Below are 18267 nucleotides of genomic sequence, written 5' to 3' on the forward strand. Positions count from 1 at the left end.
GCCTTCTTATTCAAGTAATGCCAGAAAGTAGGGTGCTGGTGAGTCTTCGAACCGCACCAAAACGACACCCATTTGCCCATTTGGTGCGGTTCGCAAAGCCTCACCAGCACCCTACGATGGAGTCTAAGCTGGCCAGGCTTTTAGCTTCGCCACTGCTTCGGCAAGTTTGGCGCCGACTTTCTTGACAGCATCGTGCTTCGCCTGATCAAGAAGATGCCCGGCTTCGTGGAACGCGTTGTCCGCTTGTGGAACGGTGACCTGGTCTGGCATTACCAGAACACCAATGTTGCCAAGAATCGATCGCAGGGTGACCAGTCCACGAAGACCGCCCAGAGGACTGGGAGAAGCAGCGATCAAGCCCGCCACTTTATTCTGGTAAGCCGCCAGTCGCGATTCTGTTCCTTGTCGACGAGACACCCAGTCGATCGCGTTTTTGAGTGCAGGCGTAATCGAACTATTGTACTCCGGCGACGAAATCAGGAGACCATCATGCGCAAGAAACAGATCCTTTAGCTCCTGTGCCTTCAGCGGCATTCCCTGTTCTGCTTCCAGGTCTTCATCCATCAACGGCAGTGGAAAATCCTGCAATGAAACAACCGTCACTTCCGCCCCCGCCTCACGAACACCTTCCGCAGCGATGCAGACAAGCTTTTGATTGAAAGAATCATTCCGCAAGCTGCCAGAAAACGCCAATATTCGCACCGCCATCGGAGAGGACCTTCGTCGTGAGGAATCGATCAGTGGCAAAATGAAGTTCGGCCCCCGTGATATCAAAATCAGGAGGCCGATTGATTCTTCAAAATTAGTCTTTGGAGTGCAGGTGAGCTTCAACGAACCAGAGTTTCTGATCAAGACTCGCAGTAATCCCGGTCATCAAATCGGAAGAAATTTTATCGCCCGCTTCATCAAGTGCATCGACTGACTTACGGGTCCCGTCCGAGGTCACTGCCAACGACGTGGAGAGCAGTTCAATGTGCTGACGGCAGGAGACGGCATTAATGTCGTACGCCTTCAGTTTCGTCTTCGAATTGACTTCCTGAACGGTTCCCAGCGCCACCCCACCCAGTGCAGAAATGCGCTCTGCAACTTCATCGACGAACTCGCGAACTTCGCCGTGGATCTTATCGAAGAGCTCATGCAGGCCGATGAAGTGAGGGCCACGAACATTCCAGTGGGCTTGTTTGGTTTGCAGTTGAAGATCGAGCAGGTTGACCAGTTGCTGATTAAGAATCGAGACGACATTCTGGCGGACAGTTTCCGACAGCGTGTTTTTCGTAGGGTGGAACATGGTGCAATCGTCCTTTGTAGGGGGAGAAACGGTGCGAGGGACAATCGTCTATGAGTGTCCTGGGGAGAACTGGTCGAGAACGCGTCCTCGTGGACGGGTTGGTCATTTCGCTAAAATACTTTATCCTTGGCTGATTCTATGTCGTACGAACAGCATCTTCAATTACGCAGATAAACTTCATTTTTCTGAAAGCCCGCCGATGAAACTCCTGCCTGCCATCCTCCTGGCACTCGCGACCGCCTTCTTCTGGGGAACTTATGGACCTGCTCTTGGGAACGCTCGCACGGCAGTCAAGATCGCTGAAGGTGGCTGGTCACCATTTAAGCCTTACATGTTTATTGGCGTTGCCTATCTCGTCTGGGGCGTTGTCGGCGGGCTGGTGATGATGAAAGTGAATGGCGACAGCTTCAGCTTCACCGGCAATCACTTCCAAGCGGCAAAATGGGGCTTCCTGGCCGGTTCACTCGGAGCATTCGGCGCCTTGACGTTGACTGGAGCCGTCATGGCCGCGGCGGTGCACTTGAAAGGAGGTGCGCCGAATCTCGTCATGCCATTCGTCTTCGGCGGAGCAGTGATTATTTCCGCTGTGACTCCGATGATCATCGGAAAACTCACCAACGAACCTCTCAGCGTTCCCCCGGTTCTCTGGCTGGGAGTTTTATTGATTGTTTCGGGAGCCGTGATTGTTGCCAGAAATGCTCCCCACCCGAAACCAAAACCAGCTGCCTCTTCAACGCCAGCTGCAGGAGTGACGGCGGAAACACCAGCACATTGAGAGCTGTCCATCGCAATTCGTACTTAACCATACGGGATTGAATGCAGCTGACCATTTCAAGCTGGTGGGCTCGGTCGGATAGCATGGCCTTCGACGATTCACTCTTCGTGAGCAATCTAGTTGCCAAGCAATCCGATCATCTTCCACATCGTCCAGCCAATTGTTCCGACAAAGGCCAGTCCACACAGTGAAATTAATCCGCCCGGAATAACCATTTCACGCGATTTCAATCCTCCAAAACTAAAGGCCAACGCATTTGGTGGAGTTGAGACTGGCAAAGCCATCGCCAGCGAGCAGCCGAAGGCCACTCCCAGGCCGAGCGGTGTCAACGACGTGGCCGTCATCGTGATGACAAGCGGCATGAACAATGCCGCTGCTGCGGTGTTGCTCATGATTGTTGATAAGAGACAACTCAGAAAGGCAAGGAAGATCGCCATGCCGTAAAGCGACATGGTTTCGAGGTCGAGTCTCTCGACAAGGACTCGCGCAAGTCCGGTTCGATCGATGACTTCACCAAGACAAAGCCCGCCCCCCATCAGTAGTAAAACATCCCAGGCGAGCGTGCGGATGACCAGAGGTTTAAGAATTCCTCCCCCGAAGAAAATGATCACCGGAATTAGAGCAACCGTTCCTGTCTTCACCCCGTGATAATCAGACATCAACCACCCGACGATTGTTGCGAGGATGGTAACCAGCACAACCCAGGTCGAAGCCTGGAAAGGCTTGACTGCACGAAGCGGCAGACTCTTCATTTCTGCCTGCCCGCCTTTGAAGGTAATCCGCAAGATACCCCAGGCAATCAGTATTAAAAACACGACGGATGGCACCCCAAATGACATCCAGGTTAAAAAATCAGGAGCCGATCCGACCTTTCTCAAACTGGCAAGGACGATCGCATTCGGCGGCGTTCCGACAGGCGTGCCCAGACCACCAATATTCGCCGCGAATGGGATTCCCAGCAGAATACGTTTTCGATCCGAAGAGCCGACAGGAAGCTGATTGAGAATCGGCGACATGACTGACAGCATCATGACCGTCGTTGATGTATTGCTCAGCCACATGGAAAAAAAGCCCGTAATTCCCATGACAGTTAGGAGCAGAATAGCAGAGGAGTGTCCTGCATACTTGAGAAGAGAATTGACGATTCTCAGGTTGAGTTCTTCCTGCTCCATCCCTCGAGAAATGACGAATCCTCCTAAATAAAGAATGATCACGTCCGAAAAGAACGGTGCCATGAAGTCGGACGGGGGAGTCGGGCCTATTTGGCTGTTCATAACAGGCTGAAGCCAGACCAATGACATCAACAAGACGCCCAGTCCTGTCACGAACAGCGGTAGAATCTCGGCAAACCAGGACGTAGCCGAAACGAGAAGAATAGTGAACGCGATCTGCTGCACGGGACTCAGTCCCAGCGCCGAATAGGCACCCGCCAACCCAGCGATCAACTGAATGAGCAGAACGACGACTCCGCCGATGAAATAGGGAGTAATCGCCGACGGATGTTCTTCGTTATCGCGTTGATCTGGAATCGGGATAGATAATTCGGAATCACTGTTCATCGGATGATTTGACTTGGTCAAGTGGACTCGAAGGAATCAATTGGAGTTCTCATCCTAAAGACTGGAACATTTGTTGCCAATTCTGATAATTGAATATGTTGATACAGCTGTCGTCTCAGATGTCGTTAGAAGAACGTGGCCGTGAATGAAATTGTCTTCCCCGCGACACTCCCACACGATGGACATTTCGCTGAATGCGGTGGATGATCAGGTCACTGCGAAAGTCCTCTCAAGCCTTAAGTTTTGAATAGCGTTCTCATCCATGACGAAAACTTCGATTCGAATCGCAACCCGCTCCAGCCCGCTGGCCCTCTGGCAGGCGAACTTTGTCAAAGACGAGTTGCAGAAAACAGATCCAGAACTGACCGTTGAACTGGTTCATGTGACGACGGGCGGCGACCGCAATGTCCTCGACCCTCTGCACAGCTTCGGCGGCATGGGCGCGTTTACGAAAGAGGTCCAACTGGCTGTACTGGAAGGCCGGGCGGATATCGCAGTCCATTCACTGAAAGACCTGCCGACGGAGCCCACGCCCGGGTTGACGATTGCGTGCGTGCCAGAGCGGGAGCAAACATTTGACGTCATCGTCTTCCCCTCCCACCGCCGAAGAGATGTCGAGATCTTAACTCAACGTCTCCAAAACCCTGAGAACCTGACATCGGCAGAACTCGAAGAAATTGTTGACCACTCGATCGTATTAACACTGCTGGCCGAAAATGCCGTCGTTGGCACAGGCAGCCTGCGACGTCGCGCCCAATTGCTTCATGAAAGACCCGACCTTGAATTGAAGGAAATCCGTGGCAACGTCGACACCCGCATCCAGAAGCTGGAATCAGGTGACTACGACGCAATCGTCCTGGCGTTTGCTGGGATTCACCGGCTGAAACGTGATCTGGAACTCTGCTTCCTGCCACTGGACCACATGCTGCCAGCGGTAGGTCAGGGCGCACTCGGACTCGAAATTCGAGAGAATGATTCCGCAACAGCGCAGATGCTCCGTTCACTCGACCATCACGAGACTCACCTGGATGTCATCGCTGAGAGGGCGTTGCTACGAACGCTTCGCGCAGGCTGCCACGCCCCCGTCGGCGTCGAAACTGGTATGATCGAATCAAAACTCTGGATGATCAATGCCGTCGTCCTGAGTGCCGATGGCCAGCAACGAGTTGATGAAATGACGGCTCAAGATCACGCCCCCCGAGACGCGCGCGAAGCAGAAACGATCGGTGCTGATTTGGCCCACAAACTCATCCAACAGGGGGCCGACAAACTGCTGGGTCATTCGTAGGGTCCGCTGTGCGGACCGTCAATTCGCGTTGAATACGAAGGCACGAGTAAGCAGTTAAAAGGCAGTCGTTGGATTCAAAGTTGTTAGTCGATTCACGGTCCGCACAGCGGACCCTACGGGGAAACATGCCAAATCGTCCGCGAGCGTGGTTGTCGGAGCGGGTCTCGCGGTTGCGTGAGGACGGGCTTTATCGGGCTCGTCGCGTCGTCGAGAGTCTGACTGCGAGAGAATCGCGTTTTGAGGATGGCCGAGTCGTCATTGATTTCGCTTCGAATGATTATCTCGGACTCGCCCACCACCCAGACGTGGTCGCGGCAGCGAAAAATGCTGCCGATGCCTACGGCGTGGGTGCCCGGGCCAGTCCACTCATCAGCGGGTTGACTCCCGCGCATACCCAATTGATTCAGGCTCTGTGCGATTTTGAGGGAGCCGAAGCTGCGCTTCTGTTTTCGTCAGGCTATGCAGCCAACGTCGGAGTGTTGTCCGCTCTCGCCGGCCCGGAAGACGTGATTTACAGCGATCGATTGAACCACGCCTGCCTGATTGACGGCGCGAAACTATCCGGTGCAAGATTTCGTGTGTACCGCCACGGTGAGTTGGACCGTCTGCAAAAGGAACTGGCGAATGCAGGAGAATTTCGTCGTCGGTTCATAGTGACGGACGGAGTCTTCAGCATGGACGGGGACCTGGCTCCGTTAAAGGAGCTCGTCGATCTGGCGGAAAAGTACGACGCGGAGGTCATCGTTGACGAGGCCCACGGGACGGGAGTTTACGGGCCCAATCTGCGTGGGGCGTGTGACCATTTCGTGGTGAGCGATCGCGTTCTGGCGAAAGTCGGGACGTTGAGTAAAGCCATCGGTGGGCAGGGGGCATTCGTCGTCGGCTCACGTGAACTGATCGACTATTTATGGAACTCTGCCCGGACACAGATGTTTTCGACGGCTCTCTCCCCCGTTTTGTGTGCTGCTGCAACTGCATCCCTGCGGATCATCCGCAGCGACAATGAACGTCAGCGTCGTCTTCGGAACAATGTTCATCAATTGAGGGATGCGTTACACTCGCTGGCCCTGACGGTTCTGGGAGACCGCGATTCACCCATCGTCCCGATCATCCTGCAAAGCCCGACACTCGCCCTGCAGCGCCATCAGGCGCTGCTCGATGAGGGTTTCCTGGTGGGATGCGTCCGACCGCCGACGGTTCCCGCGGGGACATCGCGTCTCAGAATGACCGTCAACGCAGAACATACGACTGACGATATCGAACGACTGGCGATGATGTTGAAGGGACTCTTATGTACCTGATCACATCGTCTACGAAATACAAAGATGACGGACTGATGAGTAACGCTGACTGGAAGCCACTTTATCCTTTCGCGACGCATTCACACGATGTGGGTGGCGTGCGGATGAACTATGTCGATGAAGGACAGGGAGATCCAATTCTCTTCGTTCACGGCAACCCGACCTGGAGTTTTGCTTGGCGGAACCTGATCCTGAAGTTTCGAGATCGCTATCGCTGCATCGCTGTCGATCACATCGGCTGCGGGCTGTCTGATAAGCCCCAGGATTATCCCTACACCCTGGCTCAGCACATCGCCAACCTGACATCTCTGATCGAGAAACTGGATCTCAAGAAGATCACACTCGTCGTCCATGACTGGGGCGGAGCGATCGGAATCGGGACGCTGGGGAAAATGCCGGAGCGGTTTTCGCGGGTCGTGATCACCAATACGGCTGCCTTTCCATCGAAGCTGATTCCCTGGCGGATTGCAGCGTGTCGGATACCCGTTCTCGGTCGAATTGGCGTCCGTGGATTGAATCTGTTTGCTGGCCTGGCGACAACGATGGCGACTGAGAACCCACAGGGCCTGCCTGCAGACGTTAAAGCAGGCTACCTGGCGCCTTATGACAATTGGGCCAACCGGGTGGCAGTGGATCGATTCGTCAACGATATCCCCATGTCGCCGCGTCATCAAACTTATCAAACGATCCTGGAAGTCGAAGCAGCTCTCAACCACGTCCGAAAAATGCCGACGCAGTTGATCTGGGGCATGAAGGACTGGTGTTTTTCACCTGCGTTTTACAAGGAATTCCGCACCCGCCTGCCGGAAGCCCGCTTTGTCGAACTCAATGACGCCGGGCATTACCTGTTTGAAGATGGACTGGAACCGATGGCTCAAACGATTGAGAAATTCCTGTCAGAAACGCCACGCTCGGACGAGTGACAGATCGGAACTTATCGCTGCCTTGAGAATGGTGGGCGGTCTGGCTTGAGTTTCCGTAAGTTGATGCGTTACTCTGAGATAGCTGTTGACGAAGGTGAAGACCTGCGTCGACGGTTATTTCCGTAGCGTTGACTGGATCAACGCTGTCCGCGAAGGAGGTCGCGTGATCAATTCTGCAGGCTGGGTGCCGATTTCTATACTGCGGGTGTCGTACTGCGAAGGTTCCTCGCAGACGGCTACGCTCCGCGCCCACCCGGAGTCGAGCATGCGTTATGCATGGGCCAGGAGCTGCCAATTGTGAGTACGTTTGAAGCATTGATCGAGAATCAGGACACGACTCGGCCTTATTCTGAGGAGTGGTACACCAGACTGAAAAATGTGCTCGGAGAAGCAGCCTGTCAACAGGCAGGCTTTTTCGCGATTCCCAATGACATGATTCTTTCGGTCGTCATCCCGGTGTACAACGAGCGTGAAACGCTCATGAACCTGCTGCAGAAAGTCAAGAACGTCCCTGTTCGTAAACAGATCGTCCTGGTCGACGACTGCAGCAAGGACGGGACAACCGAGATTCTCAAACAGCTGGCCAAAGAAGCAGAGACCAGCACGGACGAACTCAACCAGATCAAGGTGATGTTCCATAACGTCAACCAGGGCAAAGGCGCGGCTCTGCGAACTGGCTTCGCAGCAGCAGACGGCGATATCGTCATTATTCAGGATGCCGACCTCGAGTATGACCCGAACGAGTATCCTCGACTGCTACAACCGATTCTGGATGGCAAAGCCGATGTCGTATTTGGCAGTCGGTTTCTCGGAGACCGCCCTCACCGCGTGCTATACTATTGGCATTACCTTGGAAATAACTTTCTGACGCAGCTGTCCAACTGCTTCACAAACCTCAACCTGTCGGACATGGAAACGTGTTACAAGGTCTTTCGTAAAGAAGTGATCAAAGCGGTTTTGCCGAAATTGCAGCAGAATCGGTTTGGTTTCGAGCCGGAAATTACCGCCCGTCTTGCCAGACGTCGCTACCGGATTTATGAAATGAGCTGCAGTTATGACGGACGCACCTATGATCAGGGCAAGAAAATCGGCTGGCGCGATGGTTTCAAGGCCCTGTGGTGTATCATCCGTTATGGGCTGGCGGACTAAATTCTGAACAGGTACAGGCGAATTCTCACAGTTGAATGCCTGCACGCTTGTCCCGAACGGTCCAGTTGACAAAGATGAGAGACAGAGAAATTAAAACGACGGCAAACTCCCTCGTGTCCCGCGAACTCAGCGACATGATCTGTCGGCGAATCACCATTTGAATTGAACATTATCTTCTATGCATAACTCTGACACCCCGCCGCAGGATCATCGTTTCCAGGCGGAAGAACCGGACGACTCAGCCGCCAAGAAAAAACGCAAAGCCGCGCCCGGCGAGACAGAACAAAAGGGAAGTAACCGCTCCGGCCTCTTCCTGATCCTGGCGATCATCTTCATCGTGATTTTTCTGGTCATGATGGGAAGTCCCTGGGAAGCTGGCGCGATTCCTTACAGCTACTTCATCGAGCAAGTCGAAAGCGGCAACGTCACTTCGGTGAAATTTAACGGTGATCGTGTTCAAGGTGAGTGGAAAGAGATTCCAAAGACACCACCGGTCGAGAAGATGGAGATGACGGAGAAGTTCCACACCGTCATGGATGCCCGTCTGGATCATGGCACGCTGCAGCAAATGCTCCGTGACAAGGGCGTCCAATTTGATTACAGCGATACCAGTGTTGGTCTTGGCACTCAGATGATGATCTGGATGCTGGGGCTGATTTTGACCATGGTCATCTTCGTGACCATCATGCGCCGCTCCAGTGATCCCATGGGGCAGGGGATGTTTGGAAACTTCGTTCGAAGTCCTGCACGCCTTTTCCGCCCCGCTGACCAGAAGACGACCTTTGACGACGTCGCCGGCATGGAGCAGCCCAAGCAGGAGCTTCAGGAAATCGTCGAATTCCTCAAAAACCCTGCGAAATTCCAGCGTCTGGGAGCAGAGATTCCCAAAGGCGTGCTGATGATGGGTTCGCCAGGAACCGGGAAAACCCTGTTGGCTCGCGCAACAGCAGGCGAAGCAGATGTCCCCTTCTTCACCGTCAACGGTTCGGAATTCATCCAGATGTTCGTCGGGGTCGGTGCAAGCCGGGTTCGCGATCTGTTTAAAACCGCTAAAGAAGCCTCTCCATGTCTGATCTTTATTGATGAAATCGATGCCGTCGGCCGTGTCCGTGGAGCAGGGATGGGGGGCGGCCACGATGAGCGCGAGCAGACTCTCAACCAGATCCTGAGCGAAATGGACGGCTTCTCCAAAAACGAAGCGGTCATTGTCATCGCGGCAACAAACCGCCCGGATGTTCTCGATAAAGCATTAACCCGTCCAGGGCGTTTTGACCGACACATTACGGTCGATCTGCCGTCCAAAGAAGGTCGTCTGGGAATTCTGAAGGTTCACAGCCGCAAGGTTCCACTCGCTCCCGATGTGAAGCTGGATGTCTTAGCTGGTCAGACCATTGGTTTTTCTGGAGCGGAGCTCAAAAACCTCGTCAACGAGGCGGCTTTGCATGCCAGTCGGACCTCCTCCAGTATTGTGGCTGAGAAAGACTTCGAAGCTGCTTTCGATCGCATCCTGATGGGGACCAAACGAGAAGAAATTCTCAGTGATCGTGAAAAACGCATGACTGCTTATCACGAAGCAGGACACGCGATTGTAGCCTGGTTGCTGCCAGAACTGGACCCTGTCCATAAGGTGACGATCGTCCCTCGAGGACGTGCCCTGGGCGTCACGTGGCTGCAACCGAAAGAAGAACGCCTCAACTATGGTGAGAAGCGTTTGAAATCTCAGCTGGCGATGATGCTCGGCGGTCGTGCCGCTGAGAAACTCGTCTTTGACGAGTACACTGCAGGCGCTCAGGATGACCTCAAAAAGTCGACCGATCTGGCTCGACGCATGGTCGCCTTCTGGGGAATGAGCGAAACGATTGGACCTGTTGCCTTCCATCATGCCAACGAAGATCCTTTCCTGGGACGTGATTACACCGAGCAACGCGACTTCAGCGACAGCACGGCTCACATCATCGATCAGGAAATTCAGAAGATCCTTCACGATGCCTCTCGCAAAGCGGTGGAACTGCTCAGCGAGCATCGTGATAAGCTCGACAAGCTGACCAGTGAGCTGATGAGCAGAGAAGTCGTCGATACAGCTCACCTGACCGAGCTGTTCGGCGAACGACCACCGATGATTGACATCGACACGGTCTAAAGAGTGAGAAATTGCGGACGAATCAAATTGACGTCCGCAATTTTCATTGATTACAACATTACTGAACACGATGCCGGGAGTTCTCGAAGAACATTCCCGAGACGAAAAAAGACATTGAAAGTAAACGGCCCGCTATGCAACCTGAGACCCTCGCAACGCCTCCAGTCACGGCATTGTTCCAAGATATGGACCTGAGCGATGAAACCAAACAGGCACTCATTGCCGCTGGTTACGCCAGCGCAACGCCTGTCCAGGCCAGTGTGATTCCCGCTGCCCTGGAACGCCATGACATTCTCGGACAAGCTCCTACCGGAACCGGAAAGACAGCCTCCTTTGTCGTTCCAATTCTGGAAGACATCGATTTCAACGCCACGCTGCCGGAAGCGCTCGTGATGTGTCCGACACGAGAACTATCCGAACAGGTCGCCACCGAGTTCGAAAAGCTCTCCGGCTCCGAACCCCTGCGAATGGTGGTTCTGGTCGGCGGAAAACCGCTTCACCCACAGATCAATAAGATCAAGGCTGGTGTCCAGGTCGTGGTGGGAACGCCCGGACGCGTGCTCGATCTGCTCCGTCGTCGAGAACTGAAACTGACGAATCTGCGCACAATCGTGCTCGATGAAGCAGATCGAATGCTCGATATCGGTTTCCGACCTGATATTGAACGCATCATGAAATCGGTCCCAGACGAAAAGCAGGTCATTCTGCTGTCTGCCACGATTCCCGATGAAGTCGAAGTGCTGTCTCGAAAGTACCTGAAAAATCCAAAGCGATTCACCATTATCTCAGACAGGCCGTCTGGCAGTTCGGTCAAGCAGCACTACACAACAGTTGACGAGCGCAACAAACTCCGTCTGCTGGTTGATCTTCTCAAAAAAGAAAAGCCACGCCAGGCCATCTGCTTCTGTCGAACCAAACGACGTGCTGATGAACTGTTCGCTAAGTTCTCCAAGTATCTCAAGCACGTCGGTGCCCTCCACGGCGATCTGCCACAGACCAAACGCGACCGCATCATGCAGGAATTCCGCAAAGGACAAGTCCGCCTGCTGATCGCGACGGACGTCGTGGGTCGGGGTATCGACGTCAGTGGGATTTCTCACATCATCAACTATGACATTCCCGAAGATCGCGAAGACTACATCCACCGCGTCGGGCGTGCGGGGCGGTTGTCGTCAAATGAACCGGGGCGTGCATTCACCTTCGTCACCAAAGAGCAGGGTTACATGCTCACGAACATCGAGAAACTCGTCAACAACATGTTGTATGAGTACAAACTCGATAACAATTTCGTCTATTACACCCCAGATACGCCGCGCATGTCAGTCGAAGAATTCGAAGCAGTGCATGAACTGCCTGTCCCCGATGACGACGACGATTTCGGCGTCTTTTAAAGCGGTCTCCTGATCGTCGCTTCCGAACAAAACGTCCCCGCGACTGTAATCACGGGGCGTCACGTTCATGCCTATCTCACGCAGCTTCTCCGCGCGAGTCCTGCACAGCCTACTTGTCTAGAATACGCGTCCTCATCGAAGAGAACCGCAGCCTCTTATTTTGAGAGGGGTGCGTTCTGCTCATCGTTCGGCAGAGGGATTGGCAGCAAGAAGTCTTCCGTCTTGCTGTACGGCTTGTGCTCGCCGGGCTCTTCTTCCTGCTTACGCTTCGATGCCTTCCATCCGCCCGCACTGACGGAATGTGGCGTCGACTTAACAGGTTTCGATGATGTCGTCGAAACTTCGTCATCATCAGCAATGGGTGGAGTCAGCTTGGGAGGCGTACTCAGTTCCATCGTCTTGGTGGCAGCCTGAGCCGGGATCGAGGTTAACAGTGGCGGTGCAAAGGAATCCAAAGCGCCAGCCTTGGAGTCGGTCGGAATCTTGAGTGGCTTGGGAAGCTCTGCTGTTCGCGTCAGAGGCGCGGTCTTGATGACTTCTTCCAGCGTCTTCGGTGACATCAGCATTTCTGTCGTGTCGGCGACATTGTCGGTGATGGTCTTGAAGGTTGGTTTCGTAGCCATGTCGAGCTTAGGCTCGTTCTTCTTCTGCTCGCTCTCCTTCTTACGAATGGCGGCGATGCGTTCCTGATACATGACGACCGCATCGAGTCCATGGTAAAGAGGGCCGCAGTTGGCCGGCAGATGGCGGTATTGGACCATGTTCCAGGCGAGGTAGTTAATCCCGTTGCGAACCCATGGCTGCTTAATCTCTTCATCCGAGAGGGCCATCATCAGCCACTCCATGATGTGCCCAGTCGATGCAAGGCGTTCGCTGAAGTCAGATGGAGTTCCAAAGCCTTTGTAGTATTTGGTTGGAAACGAACCGTCAGCGTTCTGAATTGACTTCGAAAGGGCGATGTATTTCTGGATCTTCTGGTCTGCTTCCAGCCAGACACCCCGAAGTGGTTTTTTTGTCTTTTCCAGATAATTCTTCTTAGCATATGCCAGAGCGAACATGCCGTGAGTACCGCCGCAGGCAGCTCGTTCGACGACGGCTGAATTTTGAATGCGGACGAGTTTTTCGATACTCCATTGCTGCCCGGTCGAATTGGTCCATTCGTCAGCAGGATCGAGATACTTGGCCAGAAACCACAACGTCCAGGTGATTTCTTCTTTTTCGTTCACTTCCATCTTGGCGTTGTTGACGATGTCGGCCATCGTGATTTTTTGACCATTGCCAATGGCAAATTCATGCGTGATCGGCAGGTTGCTGAGAGTCAGGATGCCCAGGAACTGGTTAGGGTGACCCTCGAAGTGATACGGCTCAGTGTATTTGTGAGTGCGGCCACCATAAGGCGTCTTCTCGAACAGATACTGGCCTTTGTAGCTGGGCCCGCTGGTTGAAACCCATTCAATGGCCGGAACGAGCTTACTTCCCACACGAACCTGAAGATTCTGACGCAGCGCGATGATGCCGTGGAACAGCTGCCAGGGAGAGTGGCCGAGCATGCGACCTTCTGGCTGATTGCCCTGATTGATAACGAGGTAGCGTTTTCCCATCACCTCGACGGCCTGGGTACACAGGTTATCGAGCGGGTCATCCGAAGGATTTTCGACCTTCAGTGAATAAGTCGAAGGATGTGCGGGGTAAGAGGGAAACTCTTCTTTGGAACTGGTGTCCGAGTCGTCGTGACTTGTTTTGTCACTCAGTGCGTTTTTTGTCTCTTTGCGCAGGCGTCCCAGCAGTCCGACGGGATTGACCGTGAACTGATCCGACGCAGCGATCATCGCAGGCGCGCACAGCGTTGACAGGGTGAGAGCAGCGCAGAGTGTGACTCGGATATTCATCGTCATGAGGATTATCTGCCGGGGCTCAATGTGGATGTCCCATCGAGCCGGAGTCTTTGTCGGTAGGACGATTACCCGGCATTGCTGCGGAGTAATTCGAGGGTGGGAGGTGTCGCGAATTTCGTCTCACACGTCTACCCGCCATTCCGGCGATCCAGTCGTGGTAGCACTTCTTACAACGCTGACTCCTGGGGCGTGCGCGTCCCCTGCCCAGTTATCGGCAAAAGGTCGTAAGGGGTTTGCTGCAATTCGCTGATTGACGATCGAGCAGAGGAGAAAATCGTACAGCATTAGAAATCGTTCGACTTACGTCGACTCTGCAGGTCAACTATGATCGCTCATTGATTCAACTTTGACGTGATGACTGAACTGACGACTTCAGATTGATAACGCCATGATCCCACTACGCGACAACATTCCCTCCCGCTCATTCCCGTTTGTGAATACGGCCTTACTGATAGCGACCACAGTAGTCTTCATCGTCCAGTTGGCCGCTGGCGCACATCAGGATGAGCTGATCGTCAAGTACGGGATGATTCCCGCTTTCGTGACCGGCAAAGTCCACTCGGCCGAGAGTCTTGAATCCCGTATCAAATTGAAAATCGATACTCCGATTGAGGATCCGCGCCCTGAGTTCCTCGACCAACTGCCGTCCATTCCCCCTATCTTCACATTGCTCAGCTGTGTTTTCCTCCACGGCGGGTGGATGCACTTCCTCGGCAACATGCTATTCCTGTTCATTTTCGGGGATAATGTCGAGGACAGCTACGGCCACATTCCCTATCTGCTGTTCTATTTAGGCTGCGGCATCCTCGCGAGTGTCAGTCACCTGGTGACCGATCCGTCCTCGGTCGTGCCGACAATTGGTGCCAGCGGAGCGATCGCGGGTGTGATGGGGGCATACTTTTATCTCTGCCCGCATGCGAAGGTGCAGGCGCTGATCCCGATCTTCATTTTCATCCAGATCGTGGTGCTGCCTGCCCCGCTGTTTCTCGGGTTCTGGTTCATTCTGCAACTGCTACAGGGTGTTGCAATGGCCGGCTCGGGAGTCGCAGGGGTCGCGTGGTGGGCTCACATCGGAGGGTTTATCTCAGGGTACTTGTTGAGCGTATTACTGATTCGTGTGCACCAAATTCGCGAACCAGTGGAGTCGAGGTATCCGTTTACGGATCGGACTTTCTCAAGAATTTCGCGACGGTTCTGAAACATGCTGGAAATGCCGCCGGACAACTCGCGTATCTCGAAGTGGCGAAAATAGTTGGAACAATCTGGACGTGTGTGTTGGCGGAGTGTACTTTCATAGATTCCTGAAACCCATCGAGATGCAGTGGAGTACTTCTGCTGGACTGGCTGCTTTCCACAATGAGGAACGATTTGATGGCTATGCTTGCACGCAGTTTGATGGTGTTGGGAATCCTGCTGGCGACGGCGACAATCCATGCCGCGGAAATGTTGCCTCAGGGGGATACCTTCAAGACACTGTCTGGAAAGTCGATCGAGCTGCCTGCTTACCAGGGCGACAAAGTTCTGGTCGTCGCGATCACCAACACCACCTGCCCGTTGTGCAAGAAGTATGCTCCTCGTCTGGCTGAGATTGAAGATGCCTACGCTGATCGTTCTGTCGCGTTCCTCTTCGTCAACCCGGCCACGCTCGATGTTCAAAAAGACGCGACCGACATGGTCAAATCCCATGGCTTCGATGGCGAGTACGTATTCGACCCACACAGTCATCTGATCACAAAGCTCAATGCCAAGACGACGACTGAGGTCTTCGTTTACTCCAAACTCGGCGAATTAACCTATCGAGGAGCCGTCGACGATCAATACGGCGTCGGTAAAGCTCGTACTGCTCCGACGGTCAATTATCTTCGAGACGCTCTCGATGCGACCCTCAAAGGGACCAAGCCTGCTCTCACGATAACGGAAGCACCGGGATGCGTCCTTGCTCACGCGACAACGCCGATGACAACGGAAATCGCGAAGACCGAGCTTGGCGACGTCACCTACTATGGTCAGGTTGCTCACATTCTGCAGCAGAAGTGCAATGACTGTCACCGTACTGGAGGTGTTGCTCCCTTCTCACTGACCAGTATCAATGACGTCCTCGAACACAAGGGGATGATCGAATACGTTCTCAACGAAGGCATCATGCCTCCCTGGTTTGCAGACCCTGAAAAGAGTGCTCTCAAGTTCCGCAATGATATGTCTCTGTCCCCTGATCAGAAAACACAACTCCTTGCATGGCTGAAGAGTAATCACCCGATGGGAGATCCCAAAGAGGCGCCCCAGCCAAAGACGTTTCACAAGGGGTGGAACATTGGTGAGCCAGACCTGATTGTCGAATTGCCCAATGCCATCGAAGTGAAGGCTCAGGGAACGATGGGTTACCAGCACGTCATCATCGACCCGAAGGTCACAGAAGACAAATGGATTGAATCTGTCGAGATTCGTCCCACAGATCCCTCCGTTGTCCACCACGTTCTGGTCTTCAATCTCGATAAAGACAAGATCCCCAGACGAGGCGGTGGTACGGAAGAGGAAGGGTTTTTCGCAGCCTATGTGCCTGGAAATACCTTTCAGACATTTCCCGATGGTCTGAGCCAGAAACTCGCTGCGAATTCAAAGTTTCTTTTTCAGATGCACTACACCCCCAACGGGAAGGCGACATCTGACCGGACGCAACTGGGGATCAAATTCAAGAAAACACTGCCGGAACACAACGTCCGCGTGACCGGAATTGCAAATACCCGCATTTCGATTCCCCCGAATACTGCAGGTCATAAACAGACCGCTATCCAGACCATTCCCCGGGATGTGCAACTGCTTTCTCTCATGCCCCACATGCACTTGCGAGGTCAGGCTTTCCGCTACGAAGCGATCTTCCCCGACCAGTCACGCGTGACGCTCCTGGAGATTCCTCGCTACGACTTCAACTGGCAAATCGATTACAAGCTGAAGGAGCCCTTTTCTCTTCCCAAAGGGAGTCAACTGGAACTCACCGCCTGGTATGACAACAGTAGCCAGAACGTCAGCAATCCCGATCCTGATAAGCAGGTAAAATGGGGACCGCAGACCTACGACGAAATGCTCGTCGGCTACGTCTCGTATTACAACGAAGGCGAAGATCCACTCAACGAAACCTCCAATCCTGATGAAGCAGCACAGGCTAAACGCGAACTTGTCTCAAAAGCCCTGAAGCGTTTCGACAAAAACCGCGACGGCAAAATCACCCGCGACGAAGCGGCCCGCGGCGGCAAACTCTTTGATCGACTCGATGCCGATAAGAATGGCGAAATCGACATGGACGAAGCGGTCGAGAACTTTCCGAGTGAAGTCGAGCTTCTGCAACTCTTGCAAGACCGCAAGCAGTAAACCACGTTTTGCGTTGACGGTATAAAAAGAGAAGTCTTCGCCAGGTCGTAGAACTGGCGAAGACTTTTGTATTTTTGAATGACAGTCTCGTTGAAATGCTACCGCTTCTTCGCGAAGTAGTTGAGGTAGACATAAACGGCAGCACCAATGCCAAGGATCGGCATCAAAAACAACACGACAGAAGCTTTGGGAAAGAGAATGGGCTTAAGCAGGTAGTTATCGAGCAGGTAGCCTGCGAAGAAGGACCAGCAGACGATGATAATGCCGATTTTGCGCTGCTGATCGGGATCGGCAGGTGCAGCTGCTGCTTTCTTTGTTTTCTCCGGTTTGGACTTCGTTTCGCTTTTTGAAGTCTCTTTCTTCCCGGACGTCTTTTCCTTACCGGTCTGTTTAGCCTCGGCTTTTTTGACGGCGAGTGATTCGTCACGGACGCCAGGGGCGTAGTATTTATTGATGGCCTGATTGATTGAAAGCGGGGTCGCGATGACTGGACGCATGGAAAGCCCAAAGCGGAGACGGATTTCGTCTTCGAGTTCGTGATCCGGCAGGTCAGGGCAGGCGATCAGAACTTTGTCGTCATCAATGAACAAGGGCATGATCTGGTATTTTTTGACCAGAAGACGCGGGATCTGATCAAGGACGTCATCATCAGGGATGAGTTCCGCGATGTCGATGAACGCCATCCGCTTCTCTTCAGCAAGAAGCCGGGCGGCCGTTTCGGTATCGAGAAGCTTCATCTGGACGGAGGCATCTCGGAATTCCAGACCACGACGCTCTGCGAACTGCTCGATCTCTTTGACCTGATCGCGCGAGAGGAGATTCTGCTTCACGGCCGCCTGCCCCATCGTGAGATGGGCTGACTCGTCTTCTTCGAATTCACGTCCGAGGGACTCGTCGTACTCGCGTTTACGCTCGCCGTCTGTCAGGCAGAGCATGGCTTTGGCGAGTTCGTTGAGAAGTTCTTGTGACTCAACAGAGAATTGGCCGGTCGCGTACTTGCGGACGTGTGCGTTGAGTTTCTTGTAGTGAGCGCGGATTTTCCCGGGATCGTCTTCGAAGTCGACAACACGCAGCAGCTGGTAGTGTGTCGGCGGACGGAACTCTTCGGGAATGCCGAGCCATTCTTTGTAGACGTCAATAGCCACGCCGGACAGTCCTTTCACCGTTGTGCATCGCGGGTTTGCAGCGGGTC

General features: G+C 53.6%; 14 protein-coding genes. 9 read left to right on the forward strand and 5 right to left on the reverse strand.

What is annotated here, in order from left to right:
• Window positions 1-123: 123 nt before the first annotated feature.
• Window positions 124-708, reverse strand: coding sequence for an NADPH-dependent FMN reductase (locus tag SH248x_RS02940; RefSeq protein ID WP_459557028.1), 585 nt, complete (start codon window positions 706-708; stop codon window positions 124-126).
• Window positions 709-802: 94 nt separating this feature from the next.
• Window positions 803-1288: a ferritin family protein gene (gene dps, locus SH248x_RS02945; protein ID WP_459557029.1), complete on the reverse strand. Its 486-nt coding sequence runs from the start codon at window positions 1286-1288 to the stop codon at window positions 803-805.
• A 199-nt stretch (window positions 1289-1487) separates the two neighbouring features.
• On the opposite strand from dps, the gene SH248x_RS02950 reads away from it, so the two are divergent.
• A complete protein-coding gene (locus tag SH248x_RS02950; RefSeq protein WP_459557030.1) occupies window positions 1488-2063 on the forward strand; it encodes a hypothetical protein in 576 nt (191 codons plus the stop codon).
• A gap of 116 nt (window positions 2064-2179) precedes the next feature.
• Here the strand turns inward: SH248x_RS02950 and SH248x_RS02955 are convergent, their stop codons facing one another.
• Window positions 2180-3622, reverse strand: coding sequence for an SLC13 family permease (locus SH248x_RS02955; protein WP_459557031.1), 1443 nt, complete (start codon window positions 3620-3622; stop codon window positions 2180-2182).
• Between the two features lie 262 nt (window positions 3623-3884).
• Here SH248x_RS02955 and hemC point away from each other — a divergent pair, with 262 nt between their 5' ends.
• The 6 genes from hemC to SH248x_RS02985 all read left to right on the forward strand — a co-directional run bounded on the left by hemC (window position 3885) and on the right by SH248x_RS02985 (window position 11814).
• On the forward strand, window positions 3885-4910 hold the full coding sequence (hemC, locus tag SH248x_RS02960; protein ID WP_459557032.1) for a hydroxymethylbilane synthase: 1026 nt from the start codon (window positions 3885-3887) through the stop codon (window positions 4908-4910).
• A gap of 125 nt (window positions 4911-5035) precedes the next feature.
• Window positions 5036-6211, forward strand: a complete 1176-nt coding sequence (gene bioF / locus SH248x_RS02965) for an aminotransferase class I/II-fold pyridoxal phosphate-dependent enzyme (protein WP_459557033.1) — start codon at window positions 5036-5038, stop codon at window positions 6209-6211.
• Window positions 6212-6246: 35 nt separating this feature from the next.
• Window positions 6247-7134 (forward strand): alpha/beta fold hydrolase, encoded by an 888-nt coding sequence (locus SH248x_RS02970; RefSeq protein ID WP_459557034.1) that lies wholly within the window; start codon window positions 6247-6249, stop codon window positions 7132-7134.
• Between the two features lie 297 nt (window positions 7135-7431).
• Window positions 7432-8283 (forward strand): glycosyltransferase family 2 protein, encoded by an 852-nt coding sequence (locus tag SH248x_RS02975; protein WP_459557035.1) that lies wholly within the window; start codon window positions 7432-7434, stop codon window positions 8281-8283.
• Between the two features lie 178 nt (window positions 8284-8461).
• Window positions 8462-10423: an ATP-dependent metallopeptidase FtsH/Yme1/Tma family protein gene (gene ftsH / locus SH248x_RS02980; RefSeq protein WP_459557036.1), complete on the forward strand. Its 1962-nt coding sequence runs from the start codon at window positions 8462-8464 to the stop codon at window positions 10421-10423.
• 134 nt (window positions 10424-10557) lie between these two features.
• Window positions 10558-11814 (forward strand): DEAD/DEAH box helicase, encoded by a 1257-nt coding sequence (locus SH248x_RS02985; RefSeq protein WP_459557037.1) that lies wholly within the window; start codon window positions 10558-10560, stop codon window positions 11812-11814.
• A 155-nt stretch (window positions 11815-11969) separates the two neighbouring features.
• On the opposite strand, the gene SH248x_RS02990 is transcribed toward SH248x_RS02985, so the two are convergent.
• A complete protein-coding gene (locus tag SH248x_RS02990) occupies window positions 11970-13709 on the reverse strand; it encodes a hypothetical protein (protein WP_459557038.1) in 1740 nt (579 codons plus the stop codon).
• Window positions 13710-14097: 388 nt separating this feature from the next.
• On the opposite strand from SH248x_RS02990, the gene SH248x_RS02995 reads away from it, so the two are divergent.
• Both SH248x_RS02995 and SH248x_RS03000 read left to right on the forward strand, forming a co-directional pair.
• On the forward strand, window positions 14098-14907 hold the full coding sequence (locus SH248x_RS02995) for a rhomboid family intramembrane serine protease (protein WP_459557039.1): 810 nt from the start codon (window positions 14098-14100) through the stop codon (window positions 14905-14907).
• 173 nt (window positions 14908-15080) lie between these two features.
• On the forward strand, window positions 15081-17075 hold the full coding sequence (locus SH248x_RS03000) for a redoxin family protein (protein WP_459557040.1): 1995 nt from the start codon (window positions 15081-15083) through the stop codon (window positions 17073-17075).
• 98 nt (window positions 17076-17173) lie between these two features.
• Here SH248x_RS03000 and SH248x_RS03005 read toward each other — a convergent pair whose 3' ends face one another.
• Window positions 17174-18220 carry a GspE/PulE/PilB domain-containing protein gene (locus SH248x_RS03005; protein WP_459557041.1) on the reverse strand — a complete coding sequence of 349 codons (1047 nt, stop codon included), beginning with the start codon at window positions 18218-18220 and terminating at the stop codon, window positions 17174-17176.
• Window positions 18221-18267: the final 47 nt, after the last annotated feature.

Source organism: Lacunimicrobium album (assembly GCF_052161635.1).
Lineage (GTDB): Bacteria > Planctomycetota > Planctomycetia > Planctomycetales > Planctomycetaceae > SXPC01.